Origin of the sequence: Dyella sp. (assembly GCF_051954575.1) — a bacterium.
Taxonomy (GTDB): Bacteria; Pseudomonadota; Gammaproteobacteria; order Xanthomonadales; family Rhodanobacteraceae; genus Dyella_B.
Genome location: NZ_JBQCHP010000080.1, coordinates 44,712 through 68,083, shown reverse-complemented (window position 1 = coordinate 68,083; position 23,372 = coordinate 44,712). Strand labels below are relative to the sequence as shown.

Below are 23,372 nucleotides of genomic sequence, written 5' to 3'. Positions count from 1 at the left end.
TGTGTCAGCGGCTGCGCCACTGCATCGCCAGGGCACCCAGCCAGCAGCCCCAGGCCAGCCATTGACTGTAGCGCCAGATGCGCCACAGGCGCGTGATCGCGGCATCGTCGATGGCGGCGATGGCCGGGGAGCGCAACACGTTCTGCATGCGTAGCCACAGTTGCGGGCCGCGGGCAGCCTGCGCACCGCCGGTGTCGACGATCACCTTCCAGTGTTGCGGGTAGTCCTCGCGCAGATGCTTGGCGATGCGAAACGGCAACACGGCGTGCGTGATGAAGCAGACCAGGCCGATCACCAGCAGGCCAATATAGAGCGCAAAGGGAATCAAGGGCTTCTCCGCAGGCCAAGATCCGCACCCAGCGAATTGAGCAGGCCATTGCCTTGCGGGGCCTTGCCGCATACGGCCTTGCTGACCGCTTCCTTGTAGGTGCGATCCATCATGCCGACCCATACCACCCCTTCGGGGCCATGCTGGATCTTGTAGCTGCCGCCGATGGTGGTTGCTGCAGGCGTATTGGTGGTGGTGCTGGTGGAGAAGGTGCTGGCCGATTGTTCCCAGTAGGTGCTGTCGGATTGCTGCTTGGCCGAGCTGTACACCACCAGGTAGCGCGCCTTGTTGCTGGTGACTTCCACGCTGCCGAAAGCGCCGCTTTCGTCATTGGTCCAGCCCATGTATTCGCACAGTTTCACGTCCTGCGTATCGATCGGCTGGAAGGTTTCATCCAGTTGCACCACGGTCGGTGCGAACAGATAACTGCCGCTGGTGACGGAGCGCCCGACCAGCTCCGATTTCAAGCCGATGGTGTAGGGCAGTTTCACGTCGGGCGGCAAGGTGAAACTCAAGAAATAGCTGCGCGAATTGTTGATCGCAACCACCGGGCTGCCGGGGCCAAGCTGGAAGCGCTGCGGCCGCCATGGCAGCAGCATCTGGTAGGAGAAATCGGCGAAGGTCGTGCAGCACGGCGTGGCGTCCTGCAGGATTTTCTTGGCGTCGGCGAGCGGCCGGATCGGCTGCGCCTGCGGCAGCAGATCGGTGGGCAGCGGCAGCTTCGGCAGCTTGACGCTATGGCAAGCGGCAAGCAGCAGCACGGAAGCGAGGGTGAGCAGTACCAGTCGAAAGCGCATGAGGTCTTCGGGGATCAGAAGTCGGCGCTCCCTGCCGCACGTGGATAAGGAATGGCGTCACGGATATTGGTCAGGCCGCACACATATACAAGCAGACGCTCAAACCCGAGGCCGAAGCCCGCATGCGGCACGGTGCCGTAACGGCGCAGGTCACGGTACCAGCCGTACGTGGCAGGATCGAGACCGAACTTGACCATGCGGCGATCGAGGTAGTCCAGGCGCTCTTCGCGCTGGCTGCCGCCGATGATCTCGCCGATGCCCGGCGCCAGCACGTCCATCGCGGCCACGGTTTTCTCGTCGTCGTTCAGGCGCATGTAGAAGGCCTTGATCTGTTCCGGGTAGTTCATGACGACCACGGGACGGCCGATATGTTTCTCGGCCAGGTAGCGCTCGTGCTCGGTCTGCAGGTCCACACCCCACACCACCGGGAACTCGAACTTCTGGCCGGACTTCTTCAGGATCTCGATGGCGTCGGTGTAATCGATGCGCTCGAACGGCTGGCTGATGAAGGTTTCCAGGCGGGTGATCGCTTCGGGCAGCACGCGCTCGGCGAAGAACGCCATGTCATCGGCGCGCTCTTCCAGTACGGCCTTGAAGATCGCCTTGAGGAAGCTCTCCGCGCAGTCGGCATCGGCGGACAGGTCGGCGAAGGCGATCTCGGGCTCGACCATCCAGAATTCGGCCAGGTGGCGCGGCGTGTTGGAGTTTTCCGCACGGAAGGTGGGGCCGAAGGTGTAGACCTTGCTCATCGCCAGGCAGTAGGCCTCCACATTGAGCTGGCCGGACACGGTAAGGAACGCTTCGCGGCCGAAGAAATCCTTGCGGAAATCGATCTTGCCCTTCTCGTCGCGCGGCAGGTTGGCCAGGTCCAGCGTGGACAGGCGGAACATGTCGCCGGCGCCCTCGGCGTCGGAAGTGGTGATGATCGGCGTGTTGATCCAGAAGAAACCCTGCTCGGTGAGGTGGCGGTGGATCGCCGTCATCATCGTGTGGCGCACGCGCGTCACCGCGCCGAACAGGTTGGTGCGCGGGCGCAGGTGCGCCACTTCGCGCAGGAACTCCATCGAGTGCTGCTTGGGCTGGATCGGATAGGTTTCCGGATCGTCGACGAAACCGGTGACCACCACGCTTTCAGTCTGCAGTTCGAAGCTCTGGCCCTTGCCCTGGGAGGGCACCAGCGTGCCGTTGACGATCACACCGGCGCCGGCGGTGAGATGCTTCACCTCGCTCTCGTAGTTGCCGAGGGTGGCCGGCACCACCGCCTGGATCGGATCGAAGCAGGAGCCGTCACTGATATTCACGAACGACAGGCCCGCCTTGGAATCGCGGCGCGTGCGCACCCAGCCGCGCACGGTCACCTTGCTGCCGGCCTCGAGCTTGCCGGAAAGGGCCTGTTTGACGCTGACCACCGTCATGGATTGAAACTCCTCGGGAAGGCGCCCATCTGGTGATGAGCGCGAAAGGCGAAGCGGGCATGATAATGTAGTCGTGCCGCACTGCGACATGCCTTGCGCACTCACGTGCCGATCCGAACCGCCGTAGCCATGACCATCTCGATCACTCCCTCCGCCAACCAACGCATGCGCCAGTTCCTTGCGCAATCGCCCTCCGCCGCGGGTGTCCGCTTCGGGGTGAAGCGCACCGGCTGCTCGGGTTTCGCCTATGTGGTGGATCTGGCCGAGCGCGTCGGCGATGACGACCAGACCTTCCAGATCGATGGCGTGCCGGTGATCGTCGATACCAAGAGCCTGCCGCTGGTGGAAGGCACCGAGATCGACTTCCAGCGCCAGGGCCTCAACGCCAGCTTCGTCTTCCGCAATCCCAACGCCACCGGCGAATGCGGTTGCGGCGAGAGCTTTACGGTCGGCTGAGCGCCCACCTTATTTCCCCCTCTCCCCTTAGGAGAGAGGGTCGGGGTGAGGGGCCAATCTCGCGAGGATGCCGCACTCACGGGCACGTCCAGCCCATTCAATGACTTGCGCCACCTCGCTCACCCCGCTTACAATTCCGCTTCTGCCTACGCCAAACAGGCGCAGTGCAGCCCTTGCCTCACCGCCTGTCGCGGGAGGCTGCGAGGCCCGCAAGGGTCGCATCCATAAGGAGTTTCCCAATGACCTTGCGTCATTACGAAGTTGTATTCCTGGTCCATCCCGACCAGAGCGAACAGGTTCCGGCGATGATCGAGCGCTACAAGGCGCTGATCGCCTCCGACGGCGGCAAGATCCACCGCCTGGAAGACTGGGGCCGCCGCCAGCTGGCGTACCCGATCGTGAACCTGGCCAAGGCCCACTACGTGATGCTCAACATCGAAGTGAGCCAGGGTGTGCTGAACGAGCTGGAGTCGGGCTTCCGCTTCAACGACGCCGTGCTGCGCCACTTGGTGATCAAGCGCGACGCCGCCGATACCGAGCAGTCCTTCATCCTCAAGAGCAAGGAAAAGGACGACGCCAAGTCTTCCCGTCGTCGTGACGATGACAGCGATGGCGATGACCGCCGTGTCGGCCGCGCCGATAGCGACGACGCCGATCTCGAAGACTGATCCAGGAGCCCAACGCCATGTCCAAGTTCTTCCGCCGCCGTAAGTTCTGCCGCTTCACGGCCGAAAAGGTCAAAGAGATCGACTACAAGGATCTCAACACCTTGCGCCAGTACATCACCGAGAACGGCAAGATCGTGCCCAGCCGCATCACCGGCACCAAGGCGCGCTACCAGCGCCAGCTGGCCACGGCCATCAAGCGCGCGCGCTTCCTGGCGCTGCTGCCGTACACCGACAACCACGACGTTTAATGCTTTACCTGCCGCCGCTTCCACGCGGCGGCAGTTCCCTTCGGACAACCGTCCACGGCTGCGCCGGGCCCATCCGGTGCTAACGAATCGAGGAATCAATCATGGAACTCATTCTGCTTGAAAAGGTGCGCAACCTCGGCAACCTCGGCGACAAGGTCAAGGTGAAGCCGGGCTACGGCCGCAACTACCTGCTGCCGCAGGGCAAGGCCGTGCGCGTCAACGCTGAAAACCTGGCTGCGTTCGAAGCGCGCCGCGCCGAATACGAAGCCAAGGCCAACAACCTGTTGACCGGCGCCGAAAGCCGCAAGGCCAAGCTGGCCGACGTGTCGGTGACGATCTCCGCCAACGCCAGCCCGGAAGGCAAGCTGTACGGCTCGGTGGGTCCGCGCGAAATCGCCGACGCCCTGCAGGCCGCTGGCCACGACATCCACAAGGGTGAAGTGATCCAGGGCGAAGGCCCCATCCGCCACACCGGCGAGTTCGAAGTGCAGATCAGCCTGCATGCCGACGTGCACAGCTCGGTCAAGGTGATCGTGGTTCCCGAGAAGGCGTAAACCGTCAGTCGGGATCGTCAATCGCGTAAAGGCGGGCAAGACTCGCCTTCTTGATCAGGCGGTATTTTCTGGAGGCACTTGTGCGGAAGCGTGAGTGCCTTTTTTGCTGCCCCGATTCCCGATTCCCGATTCCCGATTCCCGATTCCCGATTCCCGATTCCCGATTCCCGATTCCCGATTCCCGATTCCCGATTCCCGGGTTATCCCCAAACTTCCACAAGTTTTCCACAGCTTTCCATCTCGTTCCGTGAGACGCCAACGCGTATGCTCGCAGCTTGTGTCTGCCTACACGGCTTTGCGCGCCCCACTTGCTACAGGGAATGTCCATGTCCTTCGTCCCCGAACGCAAATCCGCCCATAGCGCCGTCGAGGCCCTGCGCGTACCGCCGCACTCCATCGATGCCGAGCAGGCGGTACTGGGGGGCTTGATGCTGGCCGCCGACGCGATCGACCGCGTCGCCGACAAGCTGGGCGAACAGGATTTCTATCGCAAGGATCATCGCCTGATCTGGCGCGCCATCACCGAACTGGCCGATAAGGGCATGCCCTGCGATGCGATCACGCTGGGCGACTGGTTCGAAGCCAACGGGCTGGCCGAGATGGTTGGCGGCGCCAGCTATCTGGTGGAGCTGGCCAACAGCACGCCGAGTGCGGCCAACATCATTGCGTACGCCGAGATCGTGCGCGAAAAATCCGTGCTGCGGCAGCTGATCGACGCCGGCACCGCGATCACCGAAGACGGTTATCGCCCCGAAGGCAAGACCGTGCACGAAGTGCTGGAAACGGCCGAGCAACGCGTGTTCCACATCGCCGAATCGGGTGCGCGCGGCAAGAAGGACACCGTGTCCATGCGCGAGGCGGTAAAGGACGCCTTCCGCCAATTGCACGAGCGCTACCAGAACCGCGGCCAGCTCACCGGCATCTCCACAGGTTTTTCCGATCTGGACAATCTCACTTCCGGTTTGCAGCCCTCGGACCTGATCATCGTCGCGGCGCGTCCATCAATGGGCAAGACCGCCTTTTCAGTCAACATCGCCGAAGCCTGCGCGTTGCGCGCGAAGAAACCGGTGGCGATCTTTTCGATGGAAATGTCCGCTTCGCAGCTGGCCTTCCGTCTGATCTCGTCCGTCGGCCGCATCCATGCGCAGCACCTGCGCACTGGCGACCTGGCCGAAGAGGACTGGCCGCGTGTCACCAACGCCATTGCGCTCTTGTCCGAAGCGAAAATCTTCATCGACGACACGCCGGGCCTTTCGCCAGTTGAACTGCGTTCGCGCGCGCGGCGCCTGGCGCGCGAACACGGCGGCCTTGGCCTGATCGTGATCGACTACCTGCAGCTGATGCAGGTGCCTGGCAACAAGGAAAACCGCGCCACCGAAATCTCGGAAATCTCGCGTTCGCTGAAGGGCCTGGCCAAGGAACTCAACGTGCCGGTGATCGCGCTGTCGCAGTTGAACCGCTCGCTGGAACAGCGTGCGGACAAACGCCCGATGATGTCGGACCTGCGCGAATCGGGCGCTATCGAGCAGGACGCCGACGTGATCATGTTCATCTACCGCGACGAGTACTACAACAAGGAATCGCCGGATAAAGGCTTGGCCGAAATCATCATTGGCAAGCAGCGTAACGGCCCGACGGATACGGTGAAGCTGACCTTCCTCGGCCACTACACCAAGTTCGAGAACTACAGCCCCGATTCGTACACCGGGCATTTCTAGCGCGTGCTGCCCGCGCACGGCCATCTCTTCGCCCTGACCGGCCACGCGCGGCCCGCTACGCTGTGCGCCAGCGGGCCTGGCATGGTTCGCTTTTCAGCTAACCACCACAAGCAGTCCGGAGCATGAGCCGTACCACCGTCGCCACCATTCATCTGGGCGCATTGCGCCACAACCTTGCGCGAATCCGTGAGTTGGCTGCGCCCGCCAAGGTGATGGCGGTGGTCAAGGCCGATGCCTACGGTCACGGCCTGGAGCGCGTCGCGCGCGCGCTGGATGGCGATGCCGATGCGTTTGCGGTGGCGTCGCTGGGCGATGGTTTGCGTTTGCGTGCGGCAGGCCATCGTCAGCGCATCGTGGTGCTGTCGGGCCCGGATCAGCCCGGCGATATCGCGGAAATGCAGCGGCTGGCGCTGGATGCGGCCATTCACCATGAGAGCCAGTTGCGTTGGTTGTCGGAAGCCTCGCCGACGCGCGGCCGTTTGCGCGTTTGGCTGAAGGTCGACAGCGGCATGCACCGGCTCGGCTTTGCGCCCGAGCGCGTCGCGGAGGTTCACGCGCAATTGGCGAGCATGGCGGGCATCGATCCGGATATCGGCTTGATGACGCATTTCGCCGAGTCCGAGGTATTCCACGGCGAGCGTACTCGCCAGCAGCTCGAACGTTTTCAAACGGCTACGCGCGGGCTGGCTGGCCCACGCTCGCTATCCAATTCGGCCGCGGTGCTGGGCTGGCCCGATGCACGCGGCGATTGGGTACGTACCGGTGGCCTGCTGTATGGCCTGTCCGTGGTGGAGGGAAAAAGCGGCGCCGATTTCGGCTTCCATGCCGCGATGACACTGTCCACGCGACTGATCGCCATCAATCACATCAAGCGCGGCGAACGCATCGGCTACAACGGCCTGTGGGAATGCCCGGAAGATATGTCGGTGGGCGTGGCGGCGGTCGGCTATGGCGACGGCTATCCGCGCAGCGTCGTGGCCGGCACGCCGGTGCTGGTCGGCGATCGGCGCGTGCCGCTGGTCGGGCGTGTATCGATGGACCTGATCACGCTGGATTTGCGCAGCGCGCCCGACGCCAAAGTGGGCGATCGCGTAACGCTGTGGGGACCGGAGCTGCCGGTGGAAATCGTCGCCTCCCAGGCCGGCACCATCAGCTATGACCTCACATGCGGCATGACGCGTCGCGTACTGTTCGTCGAGGACGATCGTTGAGGAAGGACCGATAAAGGGCTATATTCGGTCCACTTGCAAACGGAGACGGCCATGGGCCTGGCATCGCAAATCAAGCCGATCAGTTACCTCAAGGCGAACGCGGCGGAGGTGCTGGAGAAGCTCGCCGAAACGCATGAGCCGATGATCATTACGCAGAATGGCGAGGCCAAGGCGGTGATCCAGGACATCGCTTCTTACGAAAAGAACCAGGAAACGCTCGCCTTGCTGAAGATACTTGCGCGGGGCAAGCGACAGGTCGAAGAAGGCAAGGTCACCCCGATTGAAGAAGTGGTGGCGGGCTTGCGCAAACGTTGGAAACAAGAATGACCTGTCGAGTCCTGGTGACCGACGATGCCAGGCTGGACCTCGAAGATATCTGTCATTACATCGCCGAACATGATTCGATCGCACAGGCCGAGCGCATCGCCGATCGCATTTTGAGTCTTGCCAATGCGCTGGCCGAGTTTCCGGATCGGGGAAGCAGGCCGCGTGAGCTGGCCGCGCTTGGGTTGACGCAATACAAACAGCTCATTCAACCTCCCTGGCGCGTGATTTACAGCATGGAGGATGGCGATATCGTCATTCATTTGATTGCCGACAGCCGTCGCGATATGGGCTCGCTGCTTCAGCAGCGCTTGCTTAGTGGCTGATCTGCCTACGCGTGGCGTTCCCAGGAGCGGCGTGAATCAGGGACGAAATGTCTCGCGACGTGCGATCACCGCACGCTAAGCTCTCCTCACCGCATTTTAAATACCGTCATCATGGCTAAAGCCAAAACCGCCTACGTCTGCGCCGATTGCGGCGCCGAACACAACAAATGGCAAGGGCAGTGCGTGGAATGCGGCGCGTGGAACACGTTGTCGGAATTCGTGGTGCAGCCGGCATCGAAATCGGCTGGCGCAGCAAGGCAAAGCGGCTATGCCGGCGTGGCCAATGGCGCAGCGCGCGTCACCCCGCTCACTGAAGTGCTCGTAACGGCCGAGTCGCGCACGCTCACCGGCATCGGCGAGCTGGACCGTGTGCTCGGCGGCGGTCTGGTCGATGGCTCGGTGGTGTTGATCGGCGGCGATCCCGGCATCGGCAAGTCCACGCTGCTGTTGCAGATGCTGGGCAAGCTCGGCGAGAAACTGTCCAGCGTGTACGTCACCGGCGAGGAATCGCTGGCGCAAGTGGCGGCGCGCGCGCAGCGTCTTGACCTGCCGTTGCAACCGTTGCATGCGCTGGCCGAAACGGGCATCGAGCGTATTCTCGATCAGGTCGCCGCGACACGCCCGCGTGTGCTGGTGATCGATTCGATCCAGACCATCTGGACCGATCTGCTTACCGCGGCGCCGGGTTCAGTAAGCCAGGTGCGCGAATCGGCGGCGAAGCTGACGCGCTTCGCCAAGGAAACCGGCACGTCGGTGTTCCTGGTCGGCCACGTTACCAAAGAAGGCGGCATTGCCGGGCCGCGCGTGCTCGAGCACATGGTCGATGCCGTGCTGTATTTCGAGGGCGAATCGGGCAGCCGTTTCCGGGTGCTGCGCGCGTTCAAGAACCGCTTTGGCGCGGTGAACGAACTGGGCGTGTTCGCGATGTCCGAAAAAGGCTTGCGCGAGGTGCCCAATCCCTCCGCGATTTTTCTTTCCGCGCATAGCGGTCCCACCTCGGGCAGCGCGGTGATGGTCACGCGCGAAGGCACGCGGCCGCTGTTGGTGGAAGTGCAGGCGCTGGTGGATCAATCCTCGCTGGGCAATCCACGGCGCGTCGCGTTGGGCTTGGAGCAGAACCGTTTGGCCATGCTGCTGGCGGTGTTGCACCGGCACGGCGGCGTAGCGGCGTACGACCAGGATGTGTTCGTCAATGTCGTCGGCGGCATTCGCGTGCAGGAAACCGCTGCCGATCTGCCCGTGCTGCTGGCGGTGCTGTCCTCGCTGCGCGATCGCCCGCTGCCGGAAAAAACCATCGCCTTCGGCGAAGTCGGCCTGTCCGGCGAAATTCGCCCGGTGCCGAACGGCGAGGATCGCCTGAAGGAGGCGGCGCATCATGGTTTTCAGCGCGCGATCGTGCCGAAGGCGAATGCGAGCAAGAAAGGGCGCGTCGGCGAAATGGAAGTGATCGGCGTGGAGCGGCTGTCGCAGGCGATCGATGCCTGCCGTTGAATGCGCTCAATCCACCGCGCGGTGCAGAACTACTTCCAGCACGAACTTCGAGCCGAAGAACGCCAGCACCAGCACGCTCATGCCGATCAAGGTGAGATTCACCGCGCTGCGTCCGCGCCAGCCGTGCCGCCAGCGGCCGTAGAGCAGGGCGCCGAACACCAGCCAGGCGATGATCGACAGCACGGTCTTGTGCACCAGATGCTGGCCGAACAGGTTGCTGACGAACAGGATGCCGGTAAGCAACGCCACCGTGAGCAGCACGAAACCGGCGCCGATCAGGCGAAACAGCAGCGATTCGGTGAGCGTCAGCGGCGGCAGGGCGGTCAACCAGGGCGTGATGTGGCGATGCCGCAGTGCACGCTCCTGGATCGCCAGCAGGATCGCCATGGCCGCCGCGATGGAGAGCACGCTGAAGGCGAGCAGCGCCACCGTGACGTGCAGTTTGATCTGCCAGTCCATCGCCATTGGCAGGGTGGGCGGCGCGAAAAAGCTGTCGACGAACAACAGCAGCGCGCTGAGCGGAAACACGATCACGCCCAGCGCCACGACCGGGCGAGTGAGGTTCACCGCCAGCGTCAATGCCGACACCACGCACGCCACCAAGGAGAGGGCTGCAAAGAAATGCAGATCCAGCGCACCGCGATGCGCCGCGAGCAGCCATGCAGCGTGCGCGGCGACCGCGAGCGTGCCGACCACCAGGGCGGGGCGCGCCAGCTTCGTCGGTCCGCCCTTGCCGTCGAACAACGGCCACGCCAGCAGTCCGCTGGCAAGCAGGTAACAGGCTATGGCGAAAACGGCGAGGGCGGTAAGCATGGCGTGCAAGTGTGGCACAGGGCAGGCGGCCGGGTGAACGTGAGAGGGTTCGCATGCTGGCACTTGCGATATTTAGAAATTTGTCTAAATATCTAGGCATCTGATCGAAGCCGTTGACGCATGAAGCAGCAAGCCGTGTTCCGCGCTCTCGCCGATCCCACTCGCCGCGCCATCCTCAAGCGCCTGCAGGGTGGGCCGATGAGCGCGGGCGAAATCGGCGAGGCTTTCGACATTACCGGCGCATCGCTCTCGCATCACTTCACCGTGCTCAAGCACGCGGATCTCGTGCGTACCGAGCGGCGCGGCCAGTACATCGTCTATTCGCTCAACAGCACCGTGATGGAAGACCTTACCCGCATGGTGCTTGACCTGTTCCCATCCGCCGGGACGCGAGGAGGCAAACGATGAAACCTGCACGTACGTTGTTTATTTCGGCCTTGTTTGTGCTGATTTTGCTATTGGCTTTTGTGTGGCTTTCCCCGCACATGCCGGCCCGCGTGCCCACGCACTGGAATGCGCAAGGCCAGGTCAACGGCTACATGTCGCCGCTTGGCGCAATGCTGACGCCGATGATCGTGATCGCCGTGCTTGCGATGCTTACGCTGTTGTTGCCGGCCATTTCGCCGCGCGGCTTTGCCATCATGCCTTTCGGTTCGATCTTCGCGCTCATCATGCTGGCGGTGCAGGCGTTCGTGCTGGTTACCGCATTGGCCGTGCTCTTGAATGCGGCAGGCCACCCCGTGCAGATGCCATTGATCAGCATGCTGGGGATCGGTGCGCTGCTCATGATTGTCGGCAACTACCTGGGCAAGCTGCGCAAGAATTTCTTCATCGGTATCCGTACGCCGTGGACGCTTGCCAGCGACGCGGTGTGGGAGCGCACTCATCGCGTGGGTGGATGGCTGTTCATGCTGGCGGGTGCGGCTGGCATCGCTCTGGCGCTGGCAGGAGGGCCACTTGGCGTGTTGGTCGCGATCGTCCTGGGCGTTGCGCTGGCGTTGACGGTCTACTCGTATATCGCCTATCGACGTCTGGAGTTGCATCACTAACATGGAGCCTGTGATGGCGGGCTAATCCTGGGGAAACGCCCAGCTCTGGTATATTTGCCAGTCCATTTGCCCTGCCCATCCCATAGCCATGTTCGAGTCGCTCAGCCAACGCCTCTCCGCCACCGTCAACCGCCTGCGCGGCCGCGGCCGATTGACCGAGGAAAACATCCGCGAATCGCTGCGCGAAGTGCGCATTGCCCTGCTGGAAGCTGACGTGGCGCTGCCGGTGGTGCAGGCGTTGATCGAACGCGTGAAGGTGCGCGCCGTCGGCCAGGAGGTGCTCAAGAGCCTGTCGCCCGGCCAGGCGCTGGTGAAGGTGGTCAGCGACGAGCTGACGGCACTGATGGGCACCGCCAATGCCGAACTGAACCTCGCGCAGCAGCCGCCGGCGGTGGTGCTGATGGCGGGCCTGCAGGGCGCGGGCAAGACCACCACCGTCGCCAAGCTGGCGCGTTTCCTCACCGAGCGCAAGAAAAAGCGCGTGATGGTGGTGAGCTGCGACGTTTATCGTCCCGCCGCCATCGAGCAGTTGCGCACGCTGGCCGAACAGGTCGGCGTGCACTTCTTCCCATCCGAGGGCAGCCAGAACCCGGTCGACATCGCCAAGGCAGCCATTGCCGCCGCGCGCAAGGAAGTGATGGACGTGCTGCTGGTCGACACCGCCGGCCGCCTGCACGTCGACGAAGCGATGATGGCCGAGATCAAGGCCCTGCACGCCGCGATCACCCCGATCGAAACCCTGTTCGTGGTCGACTCGATGACCGGCCAGGACGCGGCCAATACCGCCAAGGCCTTTGCCGAGGCGCTGCCGCTCACCGGCGTGGTACTGACCAAGACCGATGGCGACGCCCGCGGCGGTGCGGCGCTGTCGGTACGCTACGTCACCGGCCGGCCGATCAAGTTCCTGGGCGCGGGCGAGAAGACCGATGCGCTGGAGCCGTTCTATCCGGACCGCGTCGCGCAGCGCATCCTGGGCATGGGCGACGTGCTCTCGCTGGTGGAGGAGGTGGAGCGCAAGGTCGACCAGGAAAAAGCGCAGAAGCTCGCCACCAAGGTGATGAAAGGCAAGCGCTTCGACCTCAACGACATGCGCGACCAGCTCGAGCAGATGAACAACATGGGTGGGCTGGCCGGCTTGATGGACAAGCTGCCGGGTGTGTCCTCGCTGCCGGACAACGTCAAATCCAAGGTCAACGACGGCGAGATCAAGCGCATGATCGCCATCATCGGCTCGATGACCAAGAAGGAGCGCCGCCATCCGGACCTGCTCAACGGTTCGCGCCGTGCCCGCGTGGCGCGTGGCTCCGGTACGCAGCCGGCGGACGTCAACCGTTTGCTGAAGCAGTACATGCAGATGGAAAAGATGATGTCCAAACTGTCCAAGGGCGGCACCAAGGGGCTGCTGCGGCAGATGCGCGGGGCCATGAAGGGCATGGGCGGGATGGGCGGCGGTTTTCCGCCGATGGGGCGCTGAAGGCCGGAAATCGCCAATCGGGAGTCGTCCATCGTCAAGAGCGGTGCCCCAAGCGGGCGCTTTTTACCATTTCCGATTGACGATTCGCGATTCCCGCCAGACCAACCCTTCCTTTTTCCCCAAATTTCATTAAAATGTCGCGTTTACCGCGTCCGGCCTAGGACGTGCTTGCCGGGCAAGTCGGCAACTCTGGAGCTTTTTACTATGGTCAAGATTCGTCTTTCGCGCGGCGGCGCCAAGGGCCGTCCGTTCTACCACGTGGTTGTGACCGACTCGCGCAGCGCGCGCGATGGCCGCAACATCGAGAATGTGGGTTTCTACAACCCGGTCGCCTCGGGCAAGGACAAGCGCCTTGAGCTGAACGTCGCGCGCGTGCAGGAGTGGGTGGCCAAGGGCGCCCAGCTGAGCGACAAGGTCGCCTCGCTGGTGAAGGAAGCCGCCAAGCAGGCTGCCTGAGCATGAGTGCAGCCGGTCGGCGCGTCCTGGTGGGGCGCATCGTCGGGTTGTACGGCGTGCAAGGCTGGCTCAAGGTGGAATCCTGGACCGAGCCACGCACGCAGATCTTCAAGTACCAGCCCTGGCTGCTCTCCACGGCGCCGGGCCAGGAAACGGAGATCGAAGGTGTCAAAGGTCGGCCTCAGGGCAAAGGGCTCATCGCCCAGCTCCCCGGGGTGGACGACCGGGACGGCGCCGCGGCACTGGTTGGGCAGGACATCTACGTCGCCCGCGAACTGCTGCCGCCACCCGGCAAGGATGAGTACTACTGGGTCGATCTCGAAGGACTCGAGGTCGTCACCACCGAAGGCGTAGCGTTGGGACGCGTCAGTCACCTGTTCGCGACCGGCGCCAACGATGTGGTGGTGGTAAGGGACGGCGAGCGCGAGCGGCTGGTTCCTTTCGTCCAGGGTGTTTACGTGCGTTCGGTGGATCTTTCCGGCGGGCGCATGGTGGTGGACTGGGATCCGGAGTTCTGAGGATCCTATGCGCATCGATGTCGTCACGCTGTTTCCGGACTTCATGCGCCAGTGTGCCGCCGTTGGTGTCGTAGGACGCGCGCAGCAACGCGAGCTGCTGCAGGTGGAAGCCTGGAATCCGCGCGATTACGCCACCGACAACTACCGTACCGTGGATGGCCGCACCTGCGGCGGTGGTCCCGGCATGGTGATGCTGATCGAGCCGTTGCGCAAAACCCTCGCGGCGATGCGTGCGGCGGCACCGGAACCGGTGCATGTGATTTACCTCAGCCCGCAAGGAGCGCGGCTGACGCAGGGCAGGGTGGAAGCGCTGGCCAAGTTTCCGCGCATCGCACTGCTCTGCGGACGTTACGAAGGTGTGGACGAGCGTTTGCTGGCGCACGAGGTCGACGAGGAGCTGTCCATCGGCGACTATGTGTTGTCCGGCGGCGAGCTGGGCGCCGCGGTGATCATCGACGCGGTGGGCCGCTTGCAGGAAGGCGCGTTGAACGATGCGCAGTCCGCCGAGCAGGATTCGTTCTCGAACGGCTTGCTGGATTGTCCGCACTACGCGAAACCGGTGCACGACGCACTGGGTGACGTACCGGAGGTGTTGCTTTCCGGCGATCACGCGGCCATCCGCCGCTGGCGCCTGAAACAATCGCTGGGACGGACCTGGTTGAGGCGTCCCGATTTATTGGCGCAGCGCGCGCTGGATAAAGAGTCCCGAGCGCTGTTGGATGAATTCCGCCGTGAGCATGCTCAAGCACAGCTACGGCAAAACGATGCGGCCGATGAAGACCGCAGTCATTGAACAAAGACAGGTGTTGTCATGAACAAGATCATCGAACAGTTCGAAGCCGAGCAGATCACCCGCCAGCTGCCGGAGTTCGGCCCTGGCGACACCGTGGTGGTCAACGTCAAGGTGAAGGAAGGCAACCGCGAGCGCGTGCAGGCGTTCGAGGGCGTGGTGATTGCCAAGCGCAGCCGCGGCCTGCATTCGGCCTTCACCGTGCGCAAGATTTCGCACGGCACCGGCGTGGAGCGCGTGTTCCAGGCGCACAGTCCGAGCATCGAATCGGTGCAGGTCAAGCGCAAGGGCAAGGTGCGTGGCGCCAAGCTGTACTACCTGCGCAACCTGGAAGGCAAGGCCGCGCGCATCAAGGAAGACATCGCCGCTTCCAACTCCGCCGACTAAGTCGACGGTTGCAGCATCATGCAAAAAGCCCCGCGGATCGCTCCGCGGGGCTTTTGTTTGTTTCGTAGGTCGGGGTGCAAACCCCGACATGGCGCGGGGGCGTACCCATGGCGACGTTGGGGTTTACACCCCAACCTACATGTTCACCACCAGCGGCTGCGGCTCCTGCAGGAAGTTGCCCTGCACGAAATCCACGCCACAGGCGAACAGCAGTGAGGTGCTGGCGGCGTCTTCTACCCATTCGGCTATCGCAAAGCGCTTCATTTCGTGCGCCTGCGTGCAGATTTCGGTGATCTTCTTCTGGTTTTCCGGGTGCTGCGGCAGGTCGGCCATGAAGCTGCGGTCGATCTTCAGGTAATCGGCGTCGATGTGGTTGAGCAACTGGAAGGAATTGAGGCCGGAGCCGAACTGCTCCAGCGCGAAATAACCGCCGAGCTTCTTCCACGCGGTGATGAATTCCTGCGCCGGGCGCAGCATCGTCACCACCTTGCTTTCGGTCATTTCCAGCACCAGCCGGCCGTGCTTGAGCGCGGCCTGCTTCAGCGCGCGGTCCAGCCACTGGAGCAGGTTGGCCTGCGGCTGCATCGAATCGGGCGTGAGCTTGACGAAGAAGGTGGTCGGGATGCCATGCCGGTCGCGCGCCTTCAGCGCGGTGATCGCCTGGTTGAGCACCCAGCGGTCGATTTCGGCGTTGAGGCCGTGCTTTTCGGCGATCGGCATGAAGAAGCCAGGCGAGACTTCGCCCTGCGGCCCGTTCATGCGCAGCAGGATTTCCGAGTAGTCGCCCTCGGCGTCCTGCAGGCTGATGGTCTGTTGGTGATACAGCGCGAATTCGTTCTGGGTGAGCGCACGACGCAACAGATTCAGCCAGTTGCGTTCGCGCTCGGCATCGGCCTTTTCCCTGGCGGCGGGATCGTGCAACTCGCTGCGGTGGCCACCCTGGCCCTGCGCGCTGCGCAAGGCCTGGCCGGCCTGGTTCAGCAGCATGTCGGTGTTGGCATTTTTTTCGCCAAGGAGACTACCGCCGATGCTGGCGGTGAGCGTGATCGACTGGGTGCCGAGATCAAAAATTTCGCTGGAAATGGCCTTCTGCAGGTCATCGATCCAGGCGCGGATGGCCTCGTCGGTTTCCGTATGCAGGATCACGCCGACGGTGTGGTCGGCGAGCAGGCCGGCAATGTCGTCCTGTCCGAGCTGCGCGCTTACGCGGCGTGCGAACGCGGCCAGCAGTTCGTCCGCCTTGCCCAGCCCGACGTTGTTGACGATCGGCGCCCAGTTGTCCGGTTCGATCAGCAGCAGCGTCTGGCCCTTGCGGCCTTCGCTCGCCGCGGCGACGGAGTTGTCGATGCATTCGAGCGTGCGCGCGCGGTTGAACAGGCCGGTGACTGCATCGCGCTGCAACTGCTCCACCAGGGCTGGGTCGATCTGCTGGCGGCGGAACACGATCTGCAGGCAGGGCTCGCCTTCGAAGGTGGCGTGCGCGAACTCGGCCGTGGCCGGAAAAGTGCTGCCATCGGCGCGGCGTGCGTGGAGCTCCAGGCGGAGCTCAGTTTTCTCGCCCTTGGACAGTGCGCGCAGCAGATTCTTGAAGGCGTCCGCGTCGGAAGGGCCGATCAGGTCCAGCACCGGTAGGCCGAGCAAGTCGTCGAATTCGGTGTAGCCGAAAGTGTCCAGGTAGGAACGGTTGGCGCGCACGTGCATGCCTTCGTGCACGTAGGCGATCGGGTCGTTGGAGGAATCCAGCAGAGCGTCGCAGCGACGCTCCGATTCGCGCAGGGCGGTTTCCAGCCGACGTACCTGACGCCGCGCATTAAGTGCTTCGAACTCGCGCCGGATCACCGTGATGAGCTGCTTGGGCTGGCTGCGCGAGCCGACGCCATGCACGCCTTCCTGGAACATGTCCGCGACGCTCTGCTCGTCGATCTTGGCCACGCAGGCGATCAGGGCAATGTCGCGGGAGCTGGCGTCGATCTGCTGCATCACGCCACGCAGCGGCAAGCCCTTCATCGCCGGGTTGTACAGCACCAGGTCGGGACCGAGTTCCGTCAGTGCCTCCTGGATCTGCTCAGGCGTGGTCGCCCGCGTAGGGCGCACGGCGGTGCCGGCGTTACGCAACAGGGTGATGATCTGTTCCGCGTCCTCCACCGAACTTTCGATGAAGAGGATCTTGATGACGGAGTCTGTCTTCATGGGCGTGTCGTGCTTTCCTTCGATAAGGCTGCTCGCGCGGAAGGCATCCGAGGGCTAGCCGGCACAGGGGGATGATCAGGTTCGCTCTGCACAACCATCAGCGGCGCCATGTGTTCGCATGCCTTGGACCCATCACCTCGATAGACGGCCGCCCGCCTTCGCCGATGGTCCTGTGGCCTGCGAACGGACAGAACCACTTACGCCCGTGCAGGGTGAAGCAGAGCATCCCTGTTGTTTTAACGGATTCCGCCCAGCCTCGCCAGCATCAATGCATCCATTGGTGACGAAACGCATGGGCGCACCTGCGTTTCATGCCGACCGCCCTCCATCCCGGCGGTTGGCTGGCCCGTACGGACTACTCAAAGCGGCCGCTTGGACGGGTCGCCGCCGACCTCGCGCACCAGCTTGGGTACCAGGTATCCCGGCAGGCGGTTGCGCATCGCATCGATCAACGACTGCGCCTGCGCATCCGTCACTTCGAAATGCGCCGCGCCTTGCACACGATCGAGCTGATGCAGGTAGTACGGCAGTACGCCCGCGGCGAACATGCGCTCGGACAACGCTACCAGGGTATCGGCGTCGTCGTTGATTCCCTTTAGCAGCACCGACTGGTTGAGCAGCGTGACGCCGGCATTGCGCAGGCGCGCGCAGGCTTCGTCCACGCCATCGTCGAACTCGTTGGCGTGGTTGGCATGCAGCACGATCACTTTCTGCATGGGCAGCGCCGAAAGCCAGTCGATAAAGGGGCCGTCGATGCGTTCGGGCAGCACCACCGGCAGGCGGGTATGGATGCGCAGGCGCGTGACCTGGGGTATGTCGGCCAGGCCGCGGCTGAGTTCTTCCAGCTTGCCGGTGGCCAGAGCCAGCGGGTCGCCGCCGGAAAGGATCAGCTCGTTGATGGAGGCGTCCCGGCGAACGTGTTCCAGCGCCTGGCGCCACTGCCCCGCCGCGGCCATTTCGTCGCCGTAGGGAAAGTGCCGGCGGAAGCAGTAGCGGCAGTTCACTGCACAACTGCCGCTGGCGATCAGCAAGGCGCGCCCCTGGTACTTGTGCAGCACGCCCTGGGCTTCGCGGGCGGCCATGTCGCCGACGGCGTCCATCGTGAAACCCCGCGCCTGCACCAGCTCGGCCAGTTGCGGCAGCACCTGCAACAGCAGCGGGTCGCGCGCGTCGCCGCTACGCATGCGTGCAATGAAACCGCGCGGCACGCGCAGGGCGAAGCCGGCGTCATCGGCGGGAAGTGTGTCGGCGAGATGTGCCAGGTCCAGCAGCGCCAGCAATTGGCGGGCATCGGTAACGGCTTCACGCCATAGCGTGCGCCAGTCGGCTTCGGGCGGTGATAGGCGGGCGGCGTGGCTTGCGGTTATCATAGTGAGTCTTGAACCGGGTCCAGAGCCCGGGAACTCCCTATTCTAGCCGCCCGTCGGCCTCATCACATCTGGAGCACAAAGCGCATGGCCACCGTCGGTCTGAACGACGTCAAGAAGGGTATGAAGATCCTTCACAACAATGACCCGTGGGTCATCACCGACGCCGATTTCATCAAGCCCGGCAAGGGCCAGGCATTCACCCGCATCTTCATCCGCAACCTCAAGAACGGGCGCACCACCGAGCAGACGATGAAGTCCAGCGACAGCTTCGAAGTCGCCGACGTCGTCGATACCGATATGCAGTACTTGTACTCCGACGGCGAATTCTGGCATTTCATGCACCAGGAAAGCTTCGAGCAGCACCAGGCCAGCAAGGTCGGCGTGGGCGATGCGGCCAAGTGGCTCAAGGGTGAGGAAGAATGCGTGGTCACGCTGTTCAACGGCGAGATCATCGCGGTGCAGCCGCCGAACTTCGTGGAACTGAAGATCACGGAAACCGATCCGGGCCTGCGCGGCGACACCTCCGGCGGCGGCGGCAAGCCGGCCACGCTGGAAACCGGCGCCGTGGTGCGCGTACCGCTGTTCGTCACCACGGAAGAGGTGATCAAGGTCGACACCCGCACCGGCGAATACGTCAGCCGCGTCGGTAAGTGACGCATCGGCCCGCGCTCTAACGCGGCTTGCCGATGCGTCATCCCGGCGAACGCCGGGATCCAGTGAAAGATGGGGTGCGAAGCACGCAAACTCCTCTACCGGACAGCAAGCAACCCACCGGGGCGGTCATCGTAAGATGTACCGCCCCGTTTCATATCAACTCCCCCAACAAAGAATCCCATGACGAGCCAGACCGTGCCCCAGCCCGTGGATGTCCTGATCGAAGCCCGCTGGATCGTGCCGGTCGAACCGCATGGCGTGGTGCTGGAACAGCATGCAGTGGCGGTCGACGCCGATCGCATCGTCGCCATCGTGCCGATCGCCGAAGCACGCGCCGCCTATGCACCGCGTGAGCGCGTGGCGCTGGGCGAGCACGTGCTGATCCCCGGCCTGATCAATACGCACACGCACAACCCGATGACGTTGATGCGCGGCCTCGCCGACGACCTGCCGCTGATGGTGTGGCTGCAGCAACACATTTGGCCGGTGGAAGCGAAGGTGATCGGCCCGGAGTTCGTGCGCGACGGCGTGGAACTGGCCATCGCCGAGATGTTGCGTGGCGGCACCACCTGCGCCAACGAAAACTATTTCTTTCCGGATGCGATCGGCGCGACCTATCGCAAGCACGGTTTCCGCGCGGTCGTTGCGTTGCCGGTGATCCAGTTTCCGACCGCGTGGGCGCGTACGCAGGACGAATACTTCGAGCGCGCCGGCGAAACGCACGACAGTTTCCGCAACGATCCGCTGATCCGCACCACGTTCGGGCCGCACGCGCCGTACACGGTGTCCGACGAATCGTTCGAGCGCATCCGCATGCTGGCCGACCAGCTCGATATTCCGGTGCATCTGCATTTGCACGAAACCGCGCACGAAGTGGAAGAGGCGCGCAAGCAAAGCGGCCTGCGTCCCTTCCAGCGGTTGCAGAAACTCGGCTTGATCAACGATCGCCTGATCGCCGTGCACATGACGCAGCTTACCGATGGCGAGATCGCCGCCTGCGCCGAAGCCGGCGTATCGGTGGTGCATTGCCCGGAATCCAACTTGAAACTCGCTTCCGGCTTCTGCGCAGCGGAAAAGCTGCGCAAAGCAGGCGTGAACGTGGCCTTGGGCACGGACGGCACGGCGTCCAACAACGATCTGGACATGTTCGGCGAAATGCGCACCGCCGCGTTGCTGGCCAAGGCGGTCGCCGAAGACGCCGCGGCGTTCGACGCCGGTTTCACCCTGCGCACCGCCACCATCCAGGCGGCCAAGGCATTGGGGCTGGACGGCGAGATCGGCTCGATCGAAGCCGGCAAGCAGGCGGACCTGGCGGCAGTACGGCTGAGCGACCTGGAAACCCAGCCCTTGTTCCACGTGATCTCGCAGCTGGTCTACGCCACCGGCCGCCACCAGGTCACCGACGTGTGGATCGCCGGCAAGCGCAAGCTGGCCGCGCGCGAGCTGGTGGACATGGATCTGCCCGGCGTCATGGCCCGCACCCATGCCTGGCGCGAACGTATTGCGGTGCTGGATTTGGGGCGCCCTGATTGATTCCGCGCAGGTCTCATGGACGCCACCCTTCTGACACCTATGCAGAACCAGTCAGGGCACCTGTTATGAAGCATTTCCTGGTCATGCTGATGCGCCGGCCGCAGGTCGACCTCGCAGTGGTGCCGCTGCACCATCAGTTTTTGGTATCCCTGCGCGAGCAGGGGCGCAACGAGATGTCCGGCGGTTTTGCCGACAAATCCGGCGGCGCCTATCTGCTGCGCGCCGAATCGATGGAGGAGGCGCTGGCGATCGCACACAGCGATCCGGCGCATACTAGCGGTGGCTGGGATGTCACGGTTTACGAATGGGACGCACACTAGATTAGTGCTGCCTCAAGCGGGTCCACCGGAGTTGTTCGTCATGCAAGCTACGCAAAACGTCAGCCACAAAGAAATCGCACGCTTCGACAAACTGGCCTCCCGCTGGTGGGATCCGGACGGCGAATCGCGACCGCTGCATGATCTCAATCCCGTGCGCGTCGATTACGTAGCCAAGCGCGTGGCGTTGCGCAGCGCGCGCGTGGCCGACGTCGGTTGCGGCGGCGGCCTGTTGAGCGAAGCGCTGGCGCGCGCGGGCGCTGATGTGGTCGGTATCGACATGGGCCTGAAGGTGATCGAGATCGCGCGACTGCATCTGCATGAATCCAATGTGCAGGTGGATTACCGCAAGCAATCCTCGGCGGAACTCGCCCAAGCCGAACCGGCCAGCTTCGACGCCGTGTGCTGCATGGAACTGATCGAGCACGTACCCGATCCGGCCGCGCTGGTGCACGACCTGGCCGCGATGCTGAAGCCGGGCGCGCGCCTGTTCATGTCCACCCTCAACCGTACGCCGGCCGCGTTCGGCGCCGCGATCATCGGCGCGGAATACATCGCGCGCCTGCTGCCGCGCGGCACGCATCACTACGCGCAATTCCTCAAGCCGTCCGAACTGGCGCGCCTGCTGCGGCACGAAGGACTGGAAGTGGAAGACATCAGCGGGCTCGGCTACAACCCGATCCAGCGCAAGGCGTGGCTGAGCCGCTTCACCGCCATCAACTATCTCGTGTGCGCGCGTAAACCCGCATGAAGTCGCTGCCTCACTCCCCTCACGGCATGCTGTTCGATCTGGACGGCACCCTGCTCGACAGCGCACCGGACCTGCATGCGGCACTGGCCGCCTATTGCGGCGAAGTGGGTGCTACGGTGCCCTCGTACGCGACGGTGCGTGCGGTGGTATCACGTGGTTCGCGCGCCATCCTGCGCTGCGCGTTCGACGAAAGCGATGAAGCCCTGCTCGAGCGCGCACCGCGTTACCTCGAGCTTTATCACGGCATGATGGCCCGCCACACCCGTCCGTTCGAGGGCATCGACACGTTGCTCGAAGCATTGGAAAGCGGCGGCATCGCCTGGGGCATCGTCACCAACAAGCCGGGCTACCTCACCGACGACCTGATCGAGCAGATCGGCTGGGGCGAGCGCGTATGCGCGGTGGTATCCGGCGACACACTGCTGGTACGCAAGCCCGATCCCGCGCCCGTACTGCTGGCCTGCGAGCGCGCCGGGCTCGATCCCGCGCGTTGTTTGTTTGTCGGCGACGATCGCCGCGACGTGCAGGCGGGGCGTAACGCGGGGCTCTACACCATCGCCGTGCAATGGGGTTATCTCGATGGCGGCAATCCGCATGACTGGGGCGCCGACGCGGTGGTGGCGCATCCGCGCGAATTGTTGGACATGCTCAACCTGAAGGCGCTGGCGTGAGCGAAGCAGGCGCGCTGCAAAGTTACGTCGACAAATGGCTGGCCGTGCAACCGCAGCAACGCATGGCGCTGGTGTTCGTCGAACCGAATAAATATCCCGGCCACATCGCGCTGGCCGCGCTGGAGCAGGAGCTGCTTTCGGCAGCCTACGGCATTCGCGAGCCGCACGTGGCGGCTACCAAGCTCAACTGGTGGGCGGAAGAATTGAACGGCGCGTCGTCCAGCGGTGGCCGGCATCCGCTGACGCGCGTGCTGTTCGACGACGAGCGCGCCCACGCGATGCCGCAGCAACGCTGGCTGGCGCCGGTCCTGGCTGCCATGGCGCAGCTGGAAGAGGGGACGGCAGTGGATTTCGCCGCGCAGCTTGGCGCCGCCTCGGCGCTGCACGGTGCGCTGGCCGAATTGGAAACCGCCTGGTGGTTCGGCGAAGCCGCGTCATCGGCGCGCGCGGCGCGTGTGGCCACGCTCAGCCATCTGCTGTTCGCCTTGCGCCGCCTGCAGGACGATGCCGAACGGGACCGCCTGCCGCTGCCGATGGCGCGCCTGGCCCGCTTCGGCCTCAGCCGCGCCGGCCTGCGCCAGGGCAGCGAGGCGCGCGATGAGGCCGTCAAGGCGCAACTGGTCGATCTGCGCACCGCCTGGAGCGACGCCGCGCGGCTTGATGGCCCGCTAAGCGTGTTCCGCGCCATCGAGGCGGGCGAGGGCGAGCGCCTGGCGCGCAAGGCGGCGCGAGCCGGTGCGCCGCTGGGGGTGCTGCAAAAAGGGCTGCCGGACGGCGGCTTCCTGGCCACACTGCGCGCCTGGCGGGCCGCCCAACGCTGGCGGCAGCGGGTCGCCGACTAAGGCCGATAAACGCACCGTTTC

The 23,372-nt window shown here is 63.9% G+C and carries 28 protein-coding genes; 22 read left to right on the top strand and 6 right to left on the bottom strand.

Features of this window, described 5'->3' with window-relative positions; all coding sequences use genetic code 11:
• Window positions 1–4: 4 nt before the first annotated feature.
• Genes ACTHNE_RS11190 through asnS form a run of 3 tightly spaced genes read right to left on the bottom strand, consistent with a single transcriptional unit; the run spans window position 5 to window position 2,540 of the window.
• On the bottom strand, window positions 5–328 hold the full coding sequence (locus tag ACTHNE_RS11190; RefSeq protein WP_324947181.1) for a hypothetical protein: 324 nt from the start codon (window positions 326–328) through the stop codon (window positions 5–7).
• Window positions 325–1,125, bottom strand: coding sequence for a MalM family protein (locus tag ACTHNE_RS11185; RefSeq protein WP_324947178.1), 801 nt, complete (start codon window positions 1,123–1,125; stop codon window positions 325–327). The genes ACTHNE_RS11190 and ACTHNE_RS11185 overlap by 4 nt, the downstream gene beginning before the upstream one ends.
• 14 nt (window positions 1,126–1,139) lie before the next feature.
• Complete coding sequence (asnS, locus tag ACTHNE_RS11180) at window positions 1,140–2,540, bottom strand: asparagine--tRNA ligase (RefSeq protein WP_324947176.1); 1,401 nt, start codon at window positions 2,538–2,540, stop codon at window positions 1,140–1,142.
• 129 nt (window positions 2,541–2,669) lie between these two features.
• On the opposite strand from asnS, the gene ACTHNE_RS11175 reads away from it, so the two are divergent.
• The 9 genes from ACTHNE_RS11175 to radA all read left to right on the top strand — a co-directional run bounded on the left by ACTHNE_RS11175 (window position 2,670) and on the right by radA (window position 9,536).
• The gene (locus tag ACTHNE_RS11175; RefSeq protein WP_324947174.1) at window positions 2,670–2,996 is read left to right on the top strand and encodes a HesB/IscA family protein; all 327 of its coding nucleotides are present in this window, start codon (window positions 2,670–2,672) and stop codon (window positions 2,994–2,996) included.
• A 239-nt stretch (window positions 2,997–3,235) separates the two neighbouring features.
• The gene (rpsF, locus tag ACTHNE_RS11170) at window positions 3,236–3,664 is read left to right on the top strand and encodes a 30S ribosomal protein S6 (protein WP_324947172.1); all 429 of its coding nucleotides are present in this window, start codon (window positions 3,236–3,238) and stop codon (window positions 3,662–3,664) included.
• Between the two features lie 17 nt (window positions 3,665–3,681).
• Window positions 3,682–3,912, top strand: coding sequence for a 30S ribosomal protein S18 (gene rpsR, locus ACTHNE_RS11165; protein ID WP_324148854.1), 231 nt, complete (start codon window positions 3,682–3,684; stop codon window positions 3,910–3,912).
• A gap of 101 nt (window positions 3,913–4,013) precedes the next feature.
• Window positions 4,014–4,466, top strand: coding sequence for a 50S ribosomal protein L9 (gene rplI, locus ACTHNE_RS11160; protein WP_324947168.1), 453 nt, complete (start codon window positions 4,014–4,016; stop codon window positions 4,464–4,466).
• 326 nt (window positions 4,467–4,792) lie between these two features.
• Window positions 4,793–6,184, top strand: coding sequence for a replicative DNA helicase (locus tag ACTHNE_RS11155; protein WP_324947166.1), 1,392 nt, complete (start codon window positions 4,793–4,795; stop codon window positions 6,182–6,184).
• A 122-nt stretch (window positions 6,185–6,306) separates the two neighbouring features.
• Entirely contained in the window at window positions 6,307–7,395 is a 1,089-nt protein-coding gene (alr, locus tag ACTHNE_RS11150; RefSeq protein ID WP_324947164.1) for an alanine racemase, read from the top strand.
• Between the two features lie 51 nt (window positions 7,396–7,446).
• The gene (locus ACTHNE_RS11145) at window positions 7,447–7,722 is read left to right on the top strand and encodes a type II toxin-antitoxin system Phd/YefM family antitoxin (RefSeq protein ID WP_324947161.1); all 276 of its coding nucleotides are present in this window, start codon (window positions 7,447–7,449) and stop codon (window positions 7,720–7,722) included.
• A gap of 14 nt (window positions 7,723–7,736) precedes the next feature.
• Window positions 7,737–8,045: a type II toxin-antitoxin system RelE/ParE family toxin gene (locus ACTHNE_RS11140; RefSeq protein ID WP_324947159.1), complete on the top strand. Its 309-nt coding sequence runs from the start codon at window positions 7,737–7,739 to the stop codon at window positions 8,043–8,045.
• Window positions 8,046–8,156: 111 nt separating this feature from the next.
• Window positions 8,157–9,536, top strand: a complete 1,380-nt coding sequence (radA, locus tag ACTHNE_RS11135; RefSeq protein WP_324947157.1) for a DNA repair protein RadA — start codon at window positions 8,157–8,159, stop codon at window positions 9,534–9,536.
• A gap of 6 nt (window positions 9,537–9,542) precedes the next feature.
• Here the strand turns inward: radA and ACTHNE_RS11130 are convergent, their stop codons facing one another.
• On the bottom strand, window positions 9,543–10,349 hold the full coding sequence (locus ACTHNE_RS11130; protein WP_324947156.1) for a cytochrome C assembly family protein: 807 nt from the start codon (window positions 10,347–10,349) through the stop codon (window positions 9,543–9,545).
• Window positions 10,350–10,469: 120 nt separating this feature from the next.
• On the opposite strand from ACTHNE_RS11130, the gene ACTHNE_RS11125 reads away from it, so the two are divergent.
• From ACTHNE_RS11125 to rplS, 7 genes are all read left to right on the top strand, one after another.
• Complete coding sequence (locus tag ACTHNE_RS11125; RefSeq protein WP_324947154.1) at window positions 10,470–10,757, top strand: autorepressor SdpR family transcription factor; 288 nt, start codon at window positions 10,470–10,472, stop codon at window positions 10,755–10,757.
• On the top strand, window positions 10,754–11,398 hold the full coding sequence (locus ACTHNE_RS11120) for an SdpI family protein (RefSeq protein ID WP_440269283.1): 645 nt from the start codon (window positions 10,754–10,756) through the stop codon (window positions 11,396–11,398). Before ACTHNE_RS11125 ends, ACTHNE_RS11120 begins: the two co-directional genes overlap by 4 nt.
• 88 nt (window positions 11,399–11,486) lie before the next feature.
• Complete coding sequence (gene ffh, locus ACTHNE_RS11115) at window positions 11,487–12,872, top strand: signal recognition particle protein (protein WP_440269282.1); 1,386 nt, start codon at window positions 11,487–11,489, stop codon at window positions 12,870–12,872.
• 204 nt (window positions 12,873–13,076) lie between these two features.
• Entirely contained in the window at window positions 13,077–13,328 is a 252-nt protein-coding gene (gene rpsP, locus ACTHNE_RS11110; RefSeq protein WP_192678481.1) for a 30S ribosomal protein S16, read from the top strand.
• A gap of 2 nt (window positions 13,329–13,330) precedes the next feature.
• Window positions 13,331–13,846: a ribosome maturation factor RimM gene (gene rimM / locus ACTHNE_RS11105; protein WP_324947146.1), complete on the top strand. Its 516-nt coding sequence runs from the start codon at window positions 13,331–13,333 to the stop codon at window positions 13,844–13,846.
• A 7-nt stretch (window positions 13,847–13,853) separates the two neighbouring features.
• Window positions 13,854–14,639, top strand: a complete 786-nt coding sequence (trmD, locus tag ACTHNE_RS11100) for a tRNA (guanosine(37)-N1)-methyltransferase TrmD (RefSeq protein WP_324947144.1) — start codon at window positions 13,854–13,856, stop codon at window positions 14,637–14,639.
• Window positions 14,640–14,657: 18 nt separating this feature from the next.
• On the top strand, window positions 14,658–15,023 hold the full coding sequence (gene rplS / locus ACTHNE_RS11095; protein WP_324947142.1) for a 50S ribosomal protein L19: 366 nt from the start codon (window positions 14,658–14,660) through the stop codon (window positions 15,021–15,023).
• Between the two features lie 135 nt (window positions 15,024–15,158).
• Here the strand turns inward: rplS and ACTHNE_RS11090 are convergent, their stop codons facing one another.
• Together ACTHNE_RS11090 and epmB are read right to left on the bottom strand one after the other, a co-directional pair.
• Window positions 15,159–17,213 (bottom strand): EAL domain-containing response regulator, encoded by a 2,055-nt coding sequence (locus tag ACTHNE_RS11090; RefSeq protein WP_440269281.1) that lies wholly within the window; start codon window positions 17,211–17,213, stop codon window positions 15,159–15,161.
• 359 nt (window positions 17,214–17,572) lie between these two features.
• Complete coding sequence (epmB, locus tag ACTHNE_RS11085) at window positions 17,573–18,583, bottom strand: EF-P beta-lysylation protein EpmB (protein WP_440269280.1); 1,011 nt, start codon at window positions 18,581–18,583, stop codon at window positions 17,573–17,575.
• Window positions 18,584–18,667: 84 nt separating this feature from the next.
• Here epmB and efp point away from each other — a divergent pair, with 84 nt between their 5' ends.
• The 6 genes from efp (at window position 18,668) to ACTHNE_RS11055 (ending at window position 23,351) form a co-directional block, all read left to right on the top strand.
• Window positions 18,668–19,237 carry an elongation factor P gene (efp, locus tag ACTHNE_RS11080; RefSeq protein WP_440269279.1) on the top strand — a complete coding sequence of 190 codons (570 nt, stop codon included), beginning with the start codon at window positions 18,668–18,670 and terminating at the stop codon, window positions 19,235–19,237.
• A 180-nt stretch (window positions 19,238–19,417) separates the two neighbouring features.
• Entirely contained in the window at window positions 19,418–20,770 is a 1,353-nt protein-coding gene (locus ACTHNE_RS11075; protein WP_440269278.1) for a TRZ/ATZ family hydrolase, read from the top strand.
• A 65-nt stretch (window positions 20,771–20,835) separates the two neighbouring features.
• On the top strand, window positions 20,836–21,090 hold the full coding sequence (locus ACTHNE_RS11070) for a YciI family protein (protein WP_440269277.1): 255 nt from the start codon (window positions 20,836–20,838) through the stop codon (window positions 21,088–21,090).
• A gap of 40 nt (window positions 21,091–21,130) precedes the next feature.
• Window positions 21,131–21,838, top strand: coding sequence for a bifunctional 2-polyprenyl-6-hydroxyphenol methylase/3-demethylubiquinol 3-O-methyltransferase UbiG (ubiG, locus tag ACTHNE_RS11065; RefSeq protein ID WP_440269276.1), 708 nt, complete (start codon window positions 21,131–21,133; stop codon window positions 21,836–21,838).
• Entirely contained in the window at window positions 21,835–22,509 is a 675-nt protein-coding gene (locus ACTHNE_RS11060) for an HAD-IA family hydrolase (RefSeq protein ID WP_440269275.1), read from the top strand. The genes ubiG and ACTHNE_RS11060 overlap by 4 nt, the downstream gene beginning before the upstream one ends.
• A complete protein-coding gene (locus ACTHNE_RS11055) occupies window positions 22,506–23,351 on the top strand; it encodes a squalene/phytoene synthase family protein (RefSeq protein ID WP_440269274.1) in 846 nt (281 codons plus the stop codon). Before ACTHNE_RS11060 ends, ACTHNE_RS11055 begins: the two co-directional genes overlap by 4 nt.
• The last annotated feature ends 21 nt before the right edge of the window (window positions 23,352–23,372 follow it).